The sequence below is a fragment of the Legionella anisa genome, from assembly GCF_001467525.1.
Classification (GTDB): Bacteria; Pseudomonadota; Gammaproteobacteria; order Legionellales; family Legionellaceae; genus Legionella; species Legionella anisa.
On record NZ_LNXS01000029.1, the window covers coordinates 195,173 to 213,774 of the forward strand.

Here is an 18,602-nt window from a genome sequence, read left to right on the forward strand (position 1 = left end):
GCCTGCTTCATCGATAGCAGGGGGTTCATCATCGAGTGCAGCGTCTAATGGTGCCTGGATAATATGCATGAGCAGCGCTTTAAATTGGGGAGGGCTACACTGTTTTTTGATGAGCATTGGTTGCTCCCCATGACTAAATGCCGCAATTAAGAGGCGAATCAGATTATTATTGTTTTCTTGCCAAAATGCAGAATCATCAGGAATGGCTACAAGTAACTTGGCAAACATATGGATGAATTCACGATGTTGCCTGGTATCTAATAGCATGACGCAGGATAATAATTGGGTGGCAAGTTCCTCCAAGTCAGATTTGGCTTCGTTATCAAAGTGAAGAAATAGCTCGAGCTGATGTTTAACGAGTAAGGTACAATAGGGTTGGATGGGTTCTAATTGTGCTTCTACCGTGAGCACGTTGCTGGTGTCGCCTTGAGATAAGTGAGTCATCATTTTTAATAATAACTTTGCAAGCGCTGCCTTTTCGGTCAATGCCAAGACCGACGATTCATTGGCAAAAGAGCTGAGTTTTTCAAAAACACTCCGAAGATAGGTAGTATTATCACCCAGGCGCTCTAAATCTTCATTGATAAACAACAAGCAATCGGAGGGGCGCTTTAGCGCCTTGAATGACACACATTGCCTGGCTATGGCTTCGCTGTCTAACTGATGAATTCGTGCCAAAGCATAGTCTTTTAATGCCGATGCAGGAAAGCTGTTTATTTTAGTAATGCACCGCTGGACATCAACATTCGCAGTTCGATATAAAATCGCGGCAATCGAGAAATATTTAAGGGCTAAGTCGGTGTTATTTTTCTGATAGAAAAAAGCCAGGCTCCATGCAGCACTCGCATGCTCTGCCCTTATCGCTTGAAGGTATAATTGAACCGCTTTGTCATCACGCTCATTCTGGCTTAATTCTTTGCCTGCGCGACCGTCGAGATACATCCATGCCAAGTTGCTTTGGGCTGAGGGATCTCCTGCTGTTGCCGCTTGAAGGTATAATTTAACCGCTGCAATATCACGCTTATCCTGAGTTAATTCTTTGCCTGCACGACCTTCTTCATACATACATGCCAAGTTGTATTGGGCTGGAGCGTATCCTGCTGTTGCCGCTTGAAGGTATAATTGAACTGCTTCAACATCACGCTTATCCTGGCTTAATTCTTTGCCTGCACGACCTTCTTCATACATACATGCCAAGTTGTTTTGGGCTGAGGTATCTCCTGCTGTTGCCGCTTGAAGGTATAATTGAACTGCTGCAATATCACGCTTATCCTGAGTTAATTCTTTGCCTGCACGATTGTTTTGATACATCCATGCCAAGTTGTTTTGGGCTGAGGGAAATCCTGCTGTTGCCGCTTGAAGGTATAATTGAACCGCTTTGTCATCACGCTCATCCTGGCTTAATTCTTTGCCTGCACGATTGTTTTGATACATCATTGCCAAGTTGTTTTGGGCTGGAGCAAATCCTGCTGTTGCCGCTTGAAGGTATAATTGAACCGCTTTGTCATCACGCTCATCCTGGCTTAATTCTTTGCCTGCACGGCCTTCGTCATACATCAATGCCAGGTTGTATTGGGCTGGAGTATATCCTGCTGTTGCCGCTTGAAGGTATAATTTAACTGCTTTGTCATCACGCTCATCCTGGCTTAATTCTTTGCCTGCACGATTGTTTTCATACATCCATGCCAGCAGGTTTTGGGCTGGGGCATGGTGCTTTTCTGCGAGTATAGAAAAAAGTTCCTGTGCTTTTTCATCCGATTGGGCTATGCCAATACCTGATAAATAGCACAATCCTAATTTAAAATCTTCTGTGCTATCGCGCGATGTTGTTCGGGCTTCAAGAACCTTTTGCGTCAATGGGATAGGGCCAATCGGTTCATTTTTTTTAAAAAAAAGTCCGGCAGAGATGCTTCCTGACATCCAGGCTTCATAAAGTGCTAAAACACCATCCAGGATATTTCCCTCTTTAATCAATAATAAGGCTTTTTGGGTTGCTAGATCGTACATTAATGGGTTCTCCTCATCTTCAATTCAGCTGGTTCCTCTTTCTTGAATTCGTCTCGCTCAGGCTAATGAATTACTGGAACAAGCATTTCTCTATTCGACAAATTAATGACAAATTGTGCTTTATTTGTGCTTTAAGTTAAATCCGTGAAATTCACGTATTGACATATCAGGATAAATTGGATAAGTAGTGAGTCGGGATGGACGCTCGATAGATGGTGCGTTCTTGCTGGCGTTTTAATTTTATTTAACTTTGGAAAATAGCGTAGTTGAGCTCTGGAGATCTATTGAGGAGTGCAGTTAACTGAATTAATTTCGTTAGGTGTAAAAAGAGAAATAAAGCATAATCTATTGATTATACTTGTTTAAATGGCGAACCCGGAAGTATTCGAACCTCCGACCCCCTGGTTCGTAGCCTTCTGCTTAGTAACAAAAATCTTTAATAAACAATGCCTTGTGATGCATCATAAATATAAAAGAACTGCATAAAACTGCCTAACACAGTTGACGACTGTCACAGTTATGCCACAATTTTATGACGCAACAATTAAAACTATGCAATATATTTTTAAATTTTAGAAAAACGCCGCCTCACTCCTCAGTTGTTTTATGTCCGCTGTAAGATAATTCCTATAGCATCACTACGATATAATCGGATTATCGTTATTCTTTAATACCTCATCGAGCACAGGTAAATGAACAATATTCTTTCCCGATTTGATATTTTCAATGTGAACAGTAGCCAGATTTGCCCTCTCTACAAGCATTGCATTATTCAATATTTCAGCAGCCAGATGGATGAATTTGATGACGGGATCGCTACTGTTTAAAGGAGAGTTTTGAGTATATTCTTGAAGTTGCATGGCGACAGCAATCATCCTCTCTTGTGGACTGTCATATTTATCTAAGATATTGAACCATATGGCCGCAATTGCGGCATATTCCTTACATAAAAACTCGCTATTTTCTTTCCTATATAAATCTTGGCATGCTTGCCCTAAAAAATAGTCCAAACCTACCTCAAAATCATTGAGTAGTTTGACGGGATCGGGTGGGTTCCTAAAAAATGAATTCGATGGCGAGGTGGTGCGTAATGCAGAAAGTAAAGAAAAATTGTTTTGTTCCTGCTTAGAGTCCAATGCAGTATGAAATACACTATTTTTTATTCTTTGACTTAATTGATCCGCAAAAAGTTGCTGTTTCTCATCAATAAATTCAAGATCGGGGTAATCCAAAGTGTAATTGTTATTTACTTTTTGGCTACGAACTGTAAGGAAATGTAATGCAGACCCCATAAAATAACCCAAAGGTGCTTTATGCTGGTGCTCAGCCAATAGTAAAGTGATGTTGATACAACCTACATTAGACCCTTGGTCTGCTGCCTTGAGGAAATGGTTAAACGCTTTCAGAAAATCACCCTCTTTTTTGTAAAAATGTCCCAGTTCCACATAGGCTTTCGCAAATCCTAACTCACCGGCCTTCGTAAAATGCTCAATAATATACTCTCGATTCGAGGGTATTTGCGGCGATAACTGATGTACGGCAATCATTGCCTGACAGTAATGAGAAATGGCTTCATGGTAGCTATCCCGCGAAGCGTCTTCTCCAAAAGAATGTTCGGGTGGTGACAGAGCCTTCTGAACCATTTCTAACTGGAACTGATTCACTTTGGATAAATTTTGCATAAGGATGGGTATGTACTGCTTCAATTGGCTAAATTTTTCCATTTCCTTGGATAATATTTGTGCTTCCTCCACAGGGATACCTTCATCCAGGTAATTTTCAATCACTTCTTTATACCTATCGAGTAATTGATTGACTTTTTGTATGGCTGAGTCACTCGTTTCTTCTCCTTTTTTGCAGAAGGATATAATTTCTAGCATTTGTTGTACCAGTGCACTCGCTTTATCCCACGCTTCGCCAAGACGTGGTATTTTATTTTGATTCAACAGACGTTCTAAATGAGTTAACGATTCTTTGAACAGTGGATCATCGGTATTGTCTAATTGTTTTAAAGCCAATAAGCAATACAAATGGTATAGTCTGGGGTCTGCAGGAGTATGTGCTACTTCAAGATACTCAAGAAATTTATTTAATTTATTCGTTATTTTAGAGGGATTATCCCTGGAAATCGCTTCGTAATAATCTTCCACTAAATAATTATTATAAAAATCGGGAGTAAAAGTATAACTTGGTTGGTGTCTCAAAATATTCAATAAAGATTTTAAAGACTGAGCACTCTCCATATCAAGTGTCCCTTCACCACTACTGATTTTTTTTCTGGTTGCTGATGGAGATAATTTTTGCGTCTCGCTGATTTGTAATAACTCTGTGCCTAATTCTTCTATTGATTTATTTCGACAATCTAAATGGTAAATGCCCTGCTCATCTTTCCAGGAGGTTTCCATAGTGGGCGCTTGAACGAGTATCTCTGTGAGTATGCGGTCTGCATAACCCATACCGCTAAAACAGTGGACACAGCAAACGTCTTGTGAGGGATCTTTTTTTAGAATGGAAAGTATCCTTTCCAAGTGCGCTTGACCCACAATAACTATGGAGATGTCTTCGTTATTTTGAGCCATATCTTTAATATGAGCTGCCATCGTTTTATCCCTTTCAGGATCAGTCATTAAGGCATGGAGGTCTAGTCCTGGTATGTTCTGCAATGCTTTATCAATTGCATAAAAATGAAACTTATGTTTTTTTAGCTCATTTAACATCTCAACTTTGAGCTGCAACTGATGAACTTGTTGTATCATAAATTCGACTGTATGCAATTGTTCATTAAATAGAACAGAATCCTTTTCTAAATTGACCTGTTGGATAAAGGCAGAGTACTCTTGAATTGTTTTTCCTAAATCTCTAATGGCTTCATCTATTGTGGATAAGTTTTCTGGAAGTTCTAAACCTAAAGCTGATATTTTGACATTGGCATGATTCATCAGATATAAGGTCAGTAGCTCAGCAATAGAGTCAAGATGCGACTCACCGATGATAATGACTTTGCCCATAGAGATTAAAAATAACGCACAATCATTATAAAAGTTTAGTTCACTTTTATTTTTTTGTCATTTTAGAAGATATTAAATTGCGTGGCCGACGGCCTTCGCCAAGCAGTGCGTTATGAAATAATTTTGAACTTAATGTATGAATTTAGAAAGCCTACTGCTGGTCGACACGCATGGCGATTCGACTCAACTCAACAATATCACAACACCCTAATATTTTTTTCACGCGCAGATTCAATAGAGACTGCATTATCAAATGCGAGTGGACCATCGACAATAGCGCCAGTTATCTCGGCTCGGTCTGCCTCAATTCCTCGATAGCTCAATGGAAATGTAAGGTACCAGTACATACTGGCGTCCCGGAGAGGATTTGAACCTCCGACCTGCCCCTTAGGAGGGGGCTGCGCTATCCAGCTGTGCCACCGGGACTTTTGATTGACGCCGTAAGTCTACCGTTATCATTGGAAAATAACAACTTCCATTGCCGTAAATGCAGGGATTTCATTTTTCAATTTTCATGAAAAATGAGTTAATTATAAGCATTTTGCAGCTTCATTGTGGTATACTTTGTCGACCTTTTATTTTGAGCAGTGTGATGGACGCTTCCGATTTAAAATATCCATTTCATTCAGCGTGGAATTTTTTGTGGCAGGTCATTAAGCCTTATCGATGGTGGTATGTCTTAATGCTTCAGGCACCAGTGCTCACTGCGTTTTATATTTTTGCCAATAATTATTCTTTTAAATTATTGGTTGATGCGTTTTCCAATGAAACAATCACTTCATATCAACAGTTACTGTTTCCTATTGCATTATTCATCACCGCACAAATTGTGTTGGATGTTGTTTGGCGGATTAGTGATTTTGCAGAGTGGAAGGCGGAGCCTTATGCGCGGCAAAGATTATTGTCATCGGCTTACAATTATGTACAACATCATTCCTATAACTATTTTCAAAATACACCCAGTGGTACGGTAATTAGTAAATTAAAAGGCCTTTTGGATGGTTATGACAGTGTTTTTTCTAATATCCATCACATTGTAGGAAAGCATTTTTGTGTGGTTGTTGTTTCTGTTTTTGTTTTGTTGATTGTCAATTTCAGTGTGTTTTGTTTCATGCTTGCCTGGTGCGTGCTCGTTATGGCAATTATGCTACCTATGGCACTCAAACTGAATCAGCTCTCTAATCATATGGCTGAGAGCAAACATCAAGTTATAGGCAGCTTTTCAGATAATATTACCAATATTTTTTCTCTGTTTTATTTCGCTAAACGACGTGCCGAACATCGACGTGTTAATGAGTTGATGTCTGATGATTTCGTGCCTCGCCAAATTGCTCTTTATCAGTATGATTTTAAATTTAATGTGATCGGCTCGGTACTGTATTGGTTCATGTTGATTGCTGTTTTTATATTTATGATTTATCTGCGTACCCACGGAAAAATTTCTACTGGGGATTTCCTGTTTGTTATGCTGACTGCCATTACCATTTCTTTCGATTTATGGACGCTCATGAGTACTCTTTGTGACTTCTTAAAAGAAATGGGGGATTTTAAATCATCGTTTAGTATTTTATCGATGCCTCATGAGGAGGTGGATAAACCCAACGCACAAGAATATCAGATTACCCAGGGTAAAATTGAATTCCAGCAGCTCTCTTTTACTTATAATGCAGGAACTTCTGTATTTAAAAATCTTAATCTGCTTATCAAACCTGGCGAGAAAATTGGATTGGTTGGCCATTCGGGTGCGGGTAAATCGACTTTAGTTTCCTTACTGTTAAAAAATTTCAGGCCTACTGCAGGGCAAATTTTAATTGATGATAAGCCTATTTTAGAAATTACCTCGGATTCTTTGCGTCAACAAATAGCCCTTATTCCCCAAGATATTATGCTTTTCCATCGCTCTATTGGGGAGAATATTGGTTATGCAAAAGAAAATGCAACATTGGAGGAGATTAAACACGCAGCCGCGATGGCGAATATCGATGAGTTTATTGAATCCCTGCCTGAAAAATATAATACACTGGTTGGCGAGCGTGGGGTGAAACTTTCAGGAGGGCAGCGTCAGCGCATCGCGATTGCTCGAGCCTTTTTAAAAAATGCATCAATTGTTATTCTTGATGAGGCAACTTCAAGTCTTGATACGCTTTCTGAGCAAGAAATTCAACAATCGATTAATGACATGTTAGAACAAAATAATGCTACAGTCATCGCAATCGCGCATCGATTGTCTACCATTCGACACATGGATCGAATTGTAGTAATGGAAGGTGGGATGATTATTGAAGAAGGTACTTTTAACGAACTGGTAAACAGTGAACAAAGTTATTTTAAAATGCTTTGGGACAGCCAAGTCAATGGGATGGTTTTATAAAATGAAAAAATGGGTTGTTATTTTAATTACTTTGTTTTCAGCACACTATTGCTTTGGCAAATAGATTTAAAAAAGATCTTGGATAAATTGGAGTTGTATTTATAACCTGGGTGCTACGAAGCGGAACCCAGGTTACACGATTATTCAGCGTGATCTTTGAGTTTACTCTGGATAACAATAAATCTCACTGCCACCACCTACACCGGCATGGTATATCAGTGTATCAACGCCAGCAATATCTCTTTTCTCTTTCAAACAACGGTAGCCAGGATAAGTATAATAGAAGTCACCTGTAGGCACTGGTCCTTCAACGGTAGTATAAGTATGAGCACCTGTATCTACAGTGATGGGGACACTTTTCCAAGATTTGGTTTCTGTTATGATTACGCTGTCTGCTAAGACGGCCGTAGTGAAAGTTAGGAGTAAAGCTGTGAGTAGTGTTCTGTTCATTTGCGCATCCTCCTTGTACATTTTCCCATAAATCTTGATCTTCATTCAAAAATAAAGAGAGTTGATTAAATATAGCACATTTAAATTAAAACGATTTTTAATCAAACTGATATGAACTTGTGTAAGAAATTAAGTATATGTAATCAGAGAACTTTAGGCATTTCAGTTTCCCCCAAATTGGGGGAAAAGAGGTTTAATTAAAAATGTCCATGTCGATGACTGTCGCCATGTCCATGCATATGACCGCCATCATGGCTATGTGCAGTGGGATCAGGATGTCCATGTGAGTGATCATTATTCACGTATACTGTGCTGCTGGTGGGATAATAAGGATCGGCAGTATAAATGGGAGAATAAAAGCCATAACTGTTGTAACCAGGAGTAGCGGTGGTTCTTACAGCAGTGTATGTATTATTGTTGCAAGCAAATAAAAAAGGTAATACAAAAACAAGTCCAATAGCAACGAGTGCAATGGGTACTAGCGGTGTAAAAATAAAAGCCGATGCAAGCAGTGTTTTCGTAGCTAATGCAGCTGTGGTTGCTGCTGCAGCCGCAGCAGATTTTAACGTTACTGCAGCAATTACTCCTGCCGTGACTATTGCCGCAGCGGTTAGTGCTGCCATACATCTGAGTAAAAAAGTATAATTGGTATCATCTTCCTCTTTTTTTTTGGTCATACGCCACCTCCTGTGTTGTACCAGATTAATCAATTTTTTCTTGAAATGTATTTAATATCAATGGTCGAAATTGAATTTCGACTGCTTTAAGATTCTACTATAGGAAAGAAAAAAGTCATCTTTATTTTTATTTGTTGAAAGAGATTAGTTTTTTTTGAAAAGCGAGATTGTTTGAAATATAACGAAGATAATATGAATTGATTTATAACCCGGTAAGGGGGTAACCCCTTACCCCAGGTTAGTTCCTTAATGGAACTTGACGTGAATTGAAGAGTTATTATTCATCATCCCAGCTTAGAGTGCCGCCAGCTTGATATTCAATGACCCGAGTTTCAAAGAAGTTTTTCTCTTTTTTCAAATCCATCATTTCACTCATCCACGGGAATGGGTTTTCAGCACCAGGATACTGCTCTGGCAAGCCGATTTGATTTAAACGACGGTTCGCTATGAAATGCAGGTACTCTTCAAACATTTCTGCGTTCATTCCCAAAATACCTTGAGGCATAGTATCCTTAGCATATTGATACTCCATCTCTACCCCTTGGCGAATAAGTTGAATTATTTCTTCTTTAAATTCAGGCGTCCATAAATGCGGATTCTCAATTTTAATTTGGTTGATAACGTCAATACCAAAGTTCATGTGCATGGATTCATCACGTAAAATGTATTGGAATTGTTCGGAAGTTCCTACCATTTTATTTCGACGTCCCATAGAGAGAATTTGCGTAAACCCAACATAGAAAAAGATTCCTTCAAAGATAACATAGAAGGCAATTAAATCGCGCAATAAACGCTGATCATTTTCTGCAGTACCTGTATGGAACGTTTCATCGCCTAAGCTTTGAGTAAAAGGTAATGCCCAGGCTGCTTTAGTTGCTACTGATGGGATCTCACGATACATATTAAAAACTTCTGCCTCATCAAGCCCCAAACTCTCAATGACGTATTGGTACGCATGGGTATGCAGTGCTTCTTCAAACGCCTGACGCAGTAAGTATTGTCTGCATTCAGGATTGGTAATATGCCGATAAACAGCGAGTACTAGGTTATTGGCAACCAATGAATCTGCCGTTGAGAAAAATCCTAAATTACGTTTAATAATCAAACGTTCGGCTTCTGTAAGTCCCTTGGGATCTTTCCAGAGTGCTACGTCAGCACTCATATTGATTTCATTGGGCATCCAGTGGTTTGCACAAGCAGTTAAATATTTGTCCCAAGCCCACTTATATTTAAAAGGGACCAGTTGGTTTAAGTCGGCACGACAGTTAATGATGCGTTTATCATCAACGTGAATGCGTGCAGCCCCCATTTCAAGGGGCTCGTATCCTGTTGCGCCAGGATGAATTATATCGTGTTGTTGTATATTTTCTGACATTTAAATTCTCCTGATTATTGGCACGCTTCGCAGTCTGGATCAAGTATGGAACATGCCTTAGGTTCCTCAGCTATTTTAACCGCGTTGAGTGCTCCATCCGTCACCGTAGATTTTTCAGCATTGGATGCACCTAAACTGCGTAAGTAATAAGTGGTTTTTAGTCCACGTGTCCATGCATGCATGTAGAGTTGATCCAATTTCTTACCAGATGGCTGAGCCATATAGATGTTAAGTGATTGTGCTTGATCGATCCATTTTTGACGACGAGAAGCTGCATCCACTAACCAAATTGGGTCAATTTCAAAAGAAGTTGCATAACGTCTTTTCAACTCAGCAGGGATGCGGCTGATTGGTTGGACGCTTCCATTGAAGTATTTCAAATCATTGACCATTACTTCATCCCAAAGATTCAATGCTTTCAAATCAGCAACTAAATAGGGGTTAATCACAGTAAATTCGCCTGACAAATTGGATTTGACATACAAGTTTTGGTACGTAGGTTCAATGGATTGTGCCACCCCACAAATATTAGAAATAGTCGCGGTAGGTGCTATTGCCATCACATTGGAATTACGCATTCCTTGCGTACGAACTTTGATGCGTAAGCTTTCCCAATCCAAGCGTTGTGAACGATCTTGCTCCAGGTATTTATCACGTGCTTGTTGCAACAGATTAATTGAATCAATTGGCAGTATGCCTTTACTCCATAAAGAACCTTCATAGCTGGAATAACTGCCTCGCTCTTTAGCTAAATCACAAGAAGCTTCAATTGCATAATAGCTGATTAATTCCATGGATGAGTCAGCAAATTCCACTGCTTCTGGAGAAGCATAATCAATTTTTAACTCATATAATGCGTCCTGGAAGCCCATTAGACCTAAACCAATAGGTCTGTGTTTCAAGTTGGAGTTACGCGCTTGAGGTACGGAATAGTAGTTAATATCAATCACGTTATCCAACATACGAATAGCGGTTCTAATGGTGCGCTTTAATTTCTCAGTATCCAGTTTGCCTTTTTTGATGTGTGCAGGAAGATTAACACTACCCAGATTACACACAGCGATTTCTTCTTCTGAAGTGTTGAGTGTAATCTCAGTACATAAGTTAGAACTATGAACAACACCAGCATGCTGTTGTGGTGAGCGTAAATTGCAAGGATCTTTAAAGGTCATCCATGGGTGGCCAGTTTCAAAAAGCATAGATAACATCTTACGCCACAGTTTAACCGCTGAGAGTGTTTTTGCATTTTTGATGAGGCCCTGGCGTGCTTTCTCTTCATAATCGCGATAAAGTGTTTCAAACGCTTTGCCATATTGATCATGTAAATCAGGTACTTCATCAGGTGAGAATAAAGTCCAATCACCATTTTCACGTACACGTACCATAAATAAATCGGGTATCCATAATGCAGTATTCATGTCGTGGGTACGGCGTCGATCATCTCCAGTATTTTTTCTTAACTCGAGGAATTCTTCGACATCTTTATGCCAACATTCCAGGTAAGCGCAAACAGCTCCTTTACGCTTGCCTCCCTGGTTTACTGCAACCGCAGTGGCGTCAGCAACGTTTAAGAAGGGAACGACACCTTGTGACTTTCCATTGGTGCCTTTGATATGTGAGCCCATGGCACGTACTGGCGTCCAGTCATTACCTAAACCCCCTGCATATTTTGAAAGCAGGGCATTATCTTTAATTGCACTGTAAATACCATCCAAATGATCAGGGACAGTAGTTAAGTAACAGCTGGATAATTGAGGTCTAATAGTTCCTGAATTAAACAGAGTAGGTGTTGATGACATGTAATCAAATGACGACAGCAATTGATAAAACTCAATGGCTTTTTCATCTTTATCTTTCTCGCGCATTGCTAGACCCATGGCAACGCGCATGAAAAATGCTTGAGGCAACTCATAACGTACACCGTGATCATGAATGAAATAACGATCATATAAAGTTTGTAAGCTTAAATAGCTAAACTTCATATCACGCTCAGGTAATAGTGCTTTGCCGAGTTTTTCCAAATCAAAATCAGCCATTTTCGCATCCAGCATTCCTTGTTTGATGCCATGAGCGACATACACTTTAAAGTATGCAGGATAGAGTTTGCTCATTTCATCAAAGGTTGCGTCTGCTTGAATTTCTAATTTATTCAATGCTTCCAAACGTAAACTGTCTAATAACAAGCGAGCACTGACGTAGGTATAGTTTGGTTCTTTTTCAACTAATGTACGCGCAGCCATAATTAATGCTTTATGGACATCTGCAAATTTCGCTTGATTGTAAAGATTACGCATCGCGTCTTTAATAACAGGTTCTGCTTGAACATGTTCCAAATTACGGCAAGCTTCTTGAACAATCGTGTTCATGCGTTCAGTATCTAATGGCTTTAATTCACCATCAGGCATTGTGATGAGCAGGATTTTACTATCACTGGCTTGTTGTTTTAATTCATTTTCGCGAGCTTTGCGGTGTTCTTCTCGATATAATACATAAGCACGAGCCACTTTGTAGTGGCCACTGCGCATGAGCGCTAATTCTACTTGATCTTGAATGTCTTCAATATGAACTGCACCGCCGCTAGGTAAACGGCGTTTAAACACTTGGGTTATTTGACGAGTAAGTTCTTCAATCTGTTGATGAATACGATCTGAGGTAGAGGCGGTACCCCCTTCATCAGCAATGAATGCTTTGGTGATTGCGACTTTAATTTTCGTATCATCATAATTTACTACTTTACCATTGCGCTTAATGGTTTTTAATAAACCAGGGGCATTAGCGGTCAATTCCAGTTGACTGGTTTGCGGCACATCATTTACCGGATCAAGAATTGCGGACATTTTTCCTCCACGCAGTTTTTATTGTTATTAACAGTCGAGTTAAATTTATTCACTATTATTTAGATTATAGCAGAAAACCCAATATATTGGGTTTTATTGGGTCGTTAATAACAAGATAATGTGTTTTTGCATGATGGTCAAGAGAATAATATGGGAGTATTTTGTGGATAAGTTGTGGGTTTATTCACAATTGTTTTTATTAGAGGGGATTAGCCTTGGGGTTGGTTGTCTACGTGACCCACGAAAATTAGCTCGTATTAATTTTTGAGGTTCTTAAAAGAACAGCTTTTAAGTTAACTTTAGCGTGTTTGACTTTTATTTTAACTAAGAGCAGCTCGTGTGAGGACTCAATCCTTCCATTCTGGAATCGATATCTTCAAGAAGTTTCTCTGAAGTAGTTTTAATATCAAATGCTTCTTCAATTACTTGTACTAATTTCATAAACCAATCAAAAATCCATTTATCATTAATAGAATGAGTTTTCAAAGAGTCTCTGTCTTGAGCTGTTATCTGTTTTATATTGCCCATTAATCCATTTATTACAGCATCACATTTTTTTTCGGATAATTTATCAATAAAATCTAAAAGTTGATTATTGTCCTCTAAAGATATTTTTTCTTTATTTGCTGTATAAATTATTTTGTCTGAGAAGAATTTGAATGTATCTTCTATAATCCTCTTTCTTTCACGAAGATTTTTAGCATTCTCGCTATTGAAAAAGAAGCTGCCTTTCAGACTTTTTTCACCTATTAAGGTACTGGCTTTCTCAAGCTTCTCTAATTCATCCAAGAAATTCTGGGTAATTTCTTTTAAAGTATTTTTCTTGAAATTAGGTATAAGATAATTATAGGTAGCAAGATTTAATGCATGAAATGCATTAACATCTTTTCTTTCCCCATTTCCCACGATTTTAATTGTCATCACTTCTTCGTTTTTCTGGACTACAACTGCTGCTTCCCCTAAGTCCTTAATGAGGCTTTCTAAGAAGATTTTTTGATGAGCGTTGATGTGAATGTCTTTTACAAGAGGTTTTAAGACTTTGTTGAGATTAACCATGATCTTATCGGTATCAAAACCTTGTTCATACACAACACTTTTATAAATGGTACTCGAAACACTAATTAGTTTTTCTTTATTTTCTGGATCAGGAGATTGCAAAAAACGTTCTAATGCAATTTTAAATTGAGCACCTGCAGTAATGCTATCTACAGTATCTTCCTTTGGCTTATTCTGTGCATTTGAGGAGAGGGTATGTGAGTGGCTTTTATTTCGAGATTGTCGTCATCGAGTAAATCATTCACTAAATCATTAAATTGATCTTTGATTTTCTCCTCATCCAGAACCTTATAAAACTGATGGCGAAACTTAACTTTTCCTAAGTCCTTTATAAGTTCCTCAATAGAAGGATTAGATTCTCTTGCATCTCTTACTGCTTGCAAAGCTTGATAAATAGTGCGAATTAAAATATACCTTTCATCCCCTTCTGATATGCTAAATAATGTCGCATAGGTTGTTAATAAATATTCAGCCCCAGCTTTAGTGATCATCTATGTAAATCTTAATACTCATGAAGAATGTTATTATATTCTCTGACTATTAAGAGAACCTTAGCACACTATGAAGACATAGAATTTAACAAAGTTGGTTGCGTGCCCCTGTTTCTTGATCACCTCTTTGCTCAAGTTCATCGAGTTTCTCTTTTTTTCACAATAACGGCATCACTGACATTGGAAAATCCATGAACATTTAACAGAAACGGACCAATATGTGCATACAGTTGGCTTGAGCTGCCTCCATCAAGATTGATTGCATCAACACAGGATAGAGGTGGTGATCTGAGTAACTGTGCAAGCTTGCTGGTAGTCATTGCTGCATTCGTTGAAACGAGAATTATTATTTTGCCATCCTCAGTGATTCCTAGGGCAGAGCGGTCGGCAATACCGGGTTTAAGGGATGGAATTCTCCGTTTAATGAGCAGTCGAGGTCCACTTTGAATGGCGAAATCAATATCACTATCCTGATTAAAATGTTTTAGGCTGGAAATATATGCTTGATTATTTTTTATATAAAAAATTCCCCACCAGCTAATTCGTTTTAAAGGATTAATCAATTTTTTATTATTAATTCTAAGTCCAAGCGGGTTAAATTCATGATCAAAAAAGCCGCCATTGATACTTAAAAGCGCTTTACTGTGCTCAGCAAATTGATCCGCAGAGGCATTTTTTAGGGATAGCTTTTTTGCACTAACCAAGGCGAGTTTATTTTTATTGAGGTCAATACGAAATGCATAAATATGCGCCCAAGGTGAAAGTATTCCTCCAGCAAGGTCTTGATATTCAATACCAGGGCTTAATGTTCGCCAATATCCCTCAGCATAGGAATGAAGGGGGATGACTATAAGGCAAAGCACAAATAATAAACTGAACAAATATGATTTGTTTGCAGGATAATCATTGGTTTGTGAAGACATGTTATTGTATCCTTATTACATCATTCAACACCACGGAATCTCTTATGCAAATTAAAACGCAACATAACAATAGTGAAGTACATAAGTCAACAACAGATTTAACTCGTCTTATGAATGAGGTACTTGAACTCGCAAAAAAGGAAGGTGCAACCAATGCTATGGTGGCAGTGAATAACGATAAGGGTTTTTCAGTTGATGTGCGCATGGGTGAAGTTGAAACGGTGGCATTTAGTGAAGATAAAGGGGTTGGTTTGACTGTTTATATTGGTCAACGTAAAGGTGGTGCAAGCAGTACTGATACCTCACCTGCTGCTTTAGAAGCGATGGTTAAAGCTGCCTGTGATATAGCAAGGGTGAGTGCAGAAGATCCATGCTTCGGCTTGGCGGATAAAGAGTTAATGTCTAAGAATCATCCCAATCTTGATTTATTTCATCCATGGGAGATAAATCCCCAACAAGCGATAGAGATGGCTTTAAAATGTGAGAATTATGCATTATCGCTGGATAAACGAATTACTAATTCAGATGGAGTAAATGTATCTACATATGAATCGCATAATGGATTTGTCAATACGCATGGTGGTTCTGGATTTACTCACAGCACACGGCATGGTTTAAGTTGTTCTTTGATTGCGAAAGATGGTGAGGAAATGCAACGGGATTACGACTATACAACGGTTCGTAATCCACAGGATTTGGCAGATCCTCATCTAATTGCTAAAAATGCAGTTGATCGCGCTATAAGTCGTTTAGGAGCGCAGCAAATTGCGACACAAGCAACACCGGTTATTTTTTCATCACGAATTTCCAGTGGTTTATTTTTAACTTTTATTAATGCAATTAGTGGCTCGAATCTTTATAGAAAAAATACTTTTTTGTTGGATTCTATAGGACAACAAGTTTTTCCAGAGTTTATTCGCATATATGAACAGCCCCACTTGTTAGGTGCCTTGGGAAGTTCACCATTTGATAGTGAAGGAGTTCCAACTCGTCCAAATCTTCTTGTTGAAAAAGGTTATGTGAAACAATACGTATTGGGCAGTTATTCTGCACGCAGAATGGGATTAAAAACAACTGCTAATGCTGATGGAGTTCATAATTTAACGATTGATCCTACAGCAGGAGATCTTGCTGATTTATTAAAAACTATGGGCAAGGGACTATTAGTTACAGAATTAATGGGGCAAGGAATTAATATTGTAACCGGTGATTATTCACGAGGTGCTAGTGGTTATTGGGTGGAAGAGGGTGTAATCCAATATCCTGTTGATGAGATTACCATTGCAGGAAATTTAAAAGATATGTTTAAAAATATTCTTGCAGTGGGGAATGATATTAATCCAAATATTGCGACACGATGCGGCTCAATATTAATCGAAAAAATGATGGTTGCAGGAAAATAAAGAAAAGTGAGGATCCCTGCAGAGCAGGGATCTGCTTACATTTCGCTAGCTTGAGTCAAACTGTCCTGATTTTCTGTGCTCCGATGCTCACATACTCCATGTATGCTGCGCTTCGGTACTCGAAAATCTGGCCATTTTGACCAAGATAGTAGAAATGTAAACAGACCCTAATCATATGAGTTTAAAATACCAAGTAACCCAATCTAGAATTAACGCCAAAATGCAAATACCCCAATAAGACAAGGGAAAAGTAGAGGGATAATATGCTGATTGTTTATATAGATTCACGTCATCGATTGATAAAATAATACTGAATAAAATTAAAGCGGGTAATGTAATCGAAAAACCAGTGAAGCGCTCGGGTGTAACACTACTGATTATGCCAATCAAAAAATAACGAAAAAATCTCTTTAAGCCAAAGTGAACCATTTGCATATTTTTTTTCATAATGCACCCGTGATTGCTAAATAGATTAAAATCAAGAGGAACAATCCGATCGCAATAGTAAAAGTCCAACTGAGTAAATAAGCATACATCGGAGTGAAGGAGGGTAAAAACGCTCCGGTTCTTTTAGCGACAATCAAATCATGCAGTGCAAGTACGCAAATTATTTGAATTAAAAAAGGTAACGTAATCGTCAAGAAAATTGGCAAGAACGTGACACATCCAGCAAGCGTGCCGATTAACAGATAGCGTAAAAATCGCTTGATACCGTATTTTATATAATCAAAAATTCGAGCGGACATCGTTTGTTTTTCGCTTTTTTAACTGAATTCTCAAAGAATATCATGTTTTTAATCAAGACTGTGTACTTGCTTTGTTCATTCTTTATTCTACGCTTTAGGTAAGAGGATCGATTTGGAGTCGGCATGCGCAGGGTGATTTTAGCAGCATTGCTGGTAGTAAATACTGCTTTCGCAGGTGATGAAATTGTTGGTTTCGCTGCATATGAAAACGGAGATTATACCACTGCTTATCCTTATCTAACGAAATCAGCAAGAGATGGAAATGTTGATGCGATGTATTTACTTGGCCGTATGTTCCAATACGGGGAAGGAGTAACCAAAAATTATACTGAGGCAATGAGTTGGTACCAAAAAGCGGCAGATAAAAATAATGCCTTAGCACAATTAAGCCTGGGGTTTATGTATGATTTAGGGCAAGGTGTTCCGCAAAATTTCCCCGAGGCTTATAAATGGTATATGAAATCAGCAAAACAAGGTAATGCAATTGCCCAAAGAAATGTTGGTTTAATGTTTGCGTCAGGCGATGGTGTTAAAGAGAATAAAAAAACAGCATTCGAATGGTTCGAAAAATCTGCAAAAAAAGGGTACAGCAAGGCACAAGTAAATGTTGCTTATGCGTACATTATGGGAGAAGGAACTGAAAAGGATGTTAATAAAGCCTTTTATTGGTATCAGAAAGCGGCAGATCAGGGTGATGTTAGGGCTGAGTATAGTTTAGGTCTATTATATACAGGGCAACAAGAAGGGATTACTCAAGATGACAAATTAGCATTTTATTGGTTTTCTCAAGCAGCGAATCAAGGTCATGTTAAAGCACAAGCTTATTTGGCTTATTATTATCTTAAAGGGTATGGCGTTGAAGCAAATCCACAAAAAGCGGCTTATTGGTATCAGTCTGCGGCACAAAGCGGACTACCTGAGGCACAAGCTGAATTAGGCCAGCTACTGCTTACAGGAACTGGTATTTCAAAAGATTATGAACAGGCCGTGTATTGGTTTACTAAGTCTGCTTTACAGGGAAATCCTGCTGGGCAAGCCAAGTTAGGTTATATGTATCTTGCAGGATTAGGTGTAGAGAAAGATTGGATTAAAGCATATGCTTTATTTAAGATTGCTGCTCAGAATCAAAATGACGAAGCAATCAGAGAACTTAAAATGTTAAAAAATAAACTGTCTGATGCGGACATTAAAGCAGGTGATGAGTTATCAAAAGAAATACTTCAAAAGAGTGCCCAATCATCAAACAATGAAGAATAAA

14 protein-coding genes, 1 tRNA gene and 1 pseudogene are annotated in these 18,602 nt (G+C 38.6%); 3 read left to right on the forward strand and 13 right to left on the reverse strand.

What is annotated here, in order from left to right:
• The 4 genes and pseudogenes from Lani_RS10055 to Lani_RS10065 form a co-directional block, all read right to left on the reverse strand.
• On the reverse strand, window positions 1-2,007 hold a 2,007-nt coding region (locus tag Lani_RS10055), incomplete at its 3' end, for a tetratricopeptide repeat protein (protein ID WP_082654117.1).
• 638 nt (window positions 2,008-2,645) lie between these two features.
• Entirely contained in the window at window positions 2,646-5,015 is a 2,370-nt protein-coding gene (locus tag Lani_RS10060) for an SEL1-like repeat protein (protein WP_019232111.1), read from the reverse strand.
• Between the two features lie 209 nt (window positions 5,016-5,224).
• Window positions 5,225-5,317 (reverse strand): annotated as a pseudogene (locus Lani_RS20190) (phosphate acetyltransferase); the annotation flags it as partial.
• A gap of 47 nt (window positions 5,318-5,364) precedes the next feature.
• A tRNA-Arg gene (locus Lani_RS10065) sits at window positions 5,365-5,441 on the reverse strand.
• A gap of 166 nt (window positions 5,442-5,607) precedes the next feature.
• Here Lani_RS10065 and Lani_RS10070 point away from each other — a divergent pair.
• Entirely contained in the window at window positions 5,608-7,386 is a 1,779-nt protein-coding gene (locus Lani_RS10070) for an ABC transporter ATP-binding protein (protein ID WP_040521921.1), read from the forward strand.
• 162 nt (window positions 7,387-7,548) lie between these two features.
• Here Lani_RS10070 and Lani_RS10075 read toward each other — a convergent pair whose 3' ends face one another.
• The 7 genes from Lani_RS10075 to Lani_RS10105 all read right to left on the reverse strand — a co-directional run bounded on the left by Lani_RS10075 (window position 7,549) and on the right by Lani_RS10105 (window position 15,195).
• A complete protein-coding gene (locus Lani_RS10075) occupies window positions 7,549-7,836 on the reverse strand; it encodes a hypothetical protein (protein ID WP_019232114.1) in 288 nt (95 codons plus the stop codon).
• Window positions 7,837-8,033: 197 nt separating this feature from the next.
• Window positions 8,034-8,513: a hypothetical protein gene (locus Lani_RS10080; protein ID WP_019232115.1), complete on the reverse strand. Its 480-nt coding sequence runs from the start codon at window positions 8,511-8,513 to the stop codon at window positions 8,034-8,036.
• A gap of 277 nt (window positions 8,514-8,790) precedes the next feature.
• On the reverse strand, window positions 8,791-9,888 hold the full coding sequence (locus Lani_RS10085) for a ribonucleotide-diphosphate reductase subunit beta (protein ID WP_019232116.1): 1,098 nt from the start codon (window positions 9,886-9,888) through the stop codon (window positions 8,791-8,793).
• Window positions 9,889-9,902: 14 nt separating this feature from the next.
• Window positions 9,903-12,725: a ribonucleoside-diphosphate reductase subunit alpha gene (locus tag Lani_RS10090; RefSeq protein WP_019232117.1), complete on the reverse strand. Its 2,823-nt coding sequence runs from the start codon at window positions 12,723-12,725 to the stop codon at window positions 9,903-9,905.
• A 324-nt stretch (window positions 12,726-13,049) separates the two neighbouring features.
• Window positions 13,050-13,883, reverse strand: coding sequence for a hypothetical protein (locus Lani_RS10095; RefSeq protein WP_019232118.1), 834 nt, complete (start codon window positions 13,881-13,883; stop codon window positions 13,050-13,052).
• Window positions 13,884-13,930: 47 nt separating this feature from the next.
• Window positions 13,931-14,272, reverse strand: coding sequence for a hypothetical protein (locus tag Lani_RS10100; RefSeq protein WP_019232119.1), 342 nt, complete (start codon window positions 14,270-14,272; stop codon window positions 13,931-13,933).
• Between the two features lie 137 nt (window positions 14,273-14,409).
• A complete protein-coding gene (locus Lani_RS10105) occupies window positions 14,410-15,195 on the reverse strand; it encodes a phosphodiester glycosidase family protein (protein WP_058388529.1) in 786 nt (261 codons plus the stop codon).
• A 44-nt stretch (window positions 15,196-15,239) separates the two neighbouring features.
• Between Lani_RS10105 and pmbA the strand changes: the two genes are divergently transcribed.
• On the forward strand, window positions 15,240-16,598 hold the full coding sequence (gene pmbA / locus Lani_RS10110; protein WP_019232121.1) for a metalloprotease PmbA: 1,359 nt from the start codon (window positions 15,240-15,242) through the stop codon (window positions 16,596-16,598).
• Window positions 16,599-16,769: 171 nt separating this feature from the next.
• Here pmbA and Lani_RS10115 read toward each other — a convergent pair whose 3' ends face one another.
• Together Lani_RS10115 and Lani_RS10120 are read right to left on the reverse strand one after the other, a co-directional pair.
• Window positions 16,770-17,045, reverse strand: coding sequence for a hypothetical protein (locus Lani_RS10115; protein WP_019232122.1), 276 nt, complete (start codon window positions 17,043-17,045; stop codon window positions 16,770-16,772).
• Entirely contained in the window at window positions 17,042-17,344 is a 303-nt protein-coding gene (locus Lani_RS10120; RefSeq protein ID WP_019232123.1) for a hypothetical protein, read from the reverse strand. Before Lani_RS10120 ends, Lani_RS10115 begins: the two co-directional genes overlap by 4 nt.
• Window positions 17,345-17,467: 123 nt before the next feature.
• Between Lani_RS10120 and Lani_RS10125 the strand changes: the two genes are divergently transcribed.
• Window positions 17,468-18,601 carry a tetratricopeptide repeat protein gene (locus Lani_RS10125; protein ID WP_019232124.1) on the forward strand — a complete coding sequence of 378 codons (1,134 nt, stop codon included), beginning with the start codon at window positions 17,468-17,470 and terminating at the stop codon, window positions 18,599-18,601.
• Window position 18,602: the final 1 nt, after the last annotated feature.

What these genes read in the sequence shown, in the direction of transcription:
- Lani_RS10060 (WP_019232111.1), bottom strand. Translation starts at nt 5,015, where the DNA reads ATGGGCAAAGTCATTATCATCGGTGAGTCGCATCTTGACTCTATTGCT.
- Lani_RS10070 (WP_040521921.1), top strand. Translation starts at nt 5,608, where the DNA reads ATGGACGCTTCCGATTTAAAATATCCATTTCATTCAGCGTGGAATTTT.
- Lani_RS10075 (WP_019232114.1), bottom strand. Translation starts at nt 7,836, where the DNA reads ATGAACAGAACACTACTCACAGCTTTACTCCTAACTTTCACTACGGCC.
- Lani_RS10080 (WP_019232115.1), bottom strand. Translation starts at nt 8,513, where the DNA reads ATGACCAAAAAAAAAGAGGAAGATGATACCAATTATACTTTTTTACTC.
- Lani_RS10085 (WP_019232116.1), bottom strand. Translation starts at nt 9,888, where the DNA reads ATGTCAGAAAATATACAACAACACGATATAATTCATCCTGGCGCAACA.
- Lani_RS10090 (WP_019232117.1), bottom strand. Translation starts at nt 12,725, where the DNA reads ATGTCCGCAATTCTTGATCCGGTAAATGATGTGCCGCAAACCAGTCAA.
- Lani_RS10100 (WP_019232119.1), bottom strand. Translation starts at nt 14,272, where the DNA reads ATGATCACTAAAGCTGGGGCTGAATATTTATTAACAACCTATGCGACA.
- Lani_RS10105 (WP_058388529.1), bottom strand. Translation starts at nt 15,195, where the DNA reads ATGTCTTCACAAACCAATGATTATCCTGCAAACAAATCATATTTGTTC.
- pmbA (WP_019232121.1), top strand. Translation starts at nt 15,240, where the DNA reads ATGCAAATTAAAACGCAACATAACAATAGTGAAGTACATAAGTCAACA.
- Lani_RS10115 (WP_019232122.1), bottom strand. Translation starts at nt 17,045, where the DNA reads ATGAAAAAAAATATGCAAATGGTTCACTTTGGCTTAAAGAGATTTTTT.
- Lani_RS10120 (WP_019232123.1), bottom strand. Translation starts at nt 17,344, where the DNA reads ATGTCCGCTCGAATTTTTGATTATATAAAATACGGTATCAAGCGATTT.
- Lani_RS10125 (WP_019232124.1), top strand. Translation starts at nt 17,468, where the DNA reads ATGCGCAGGGTGATTTTAGCAGCATTGCTGGTAGTAAATACTGCTTTC.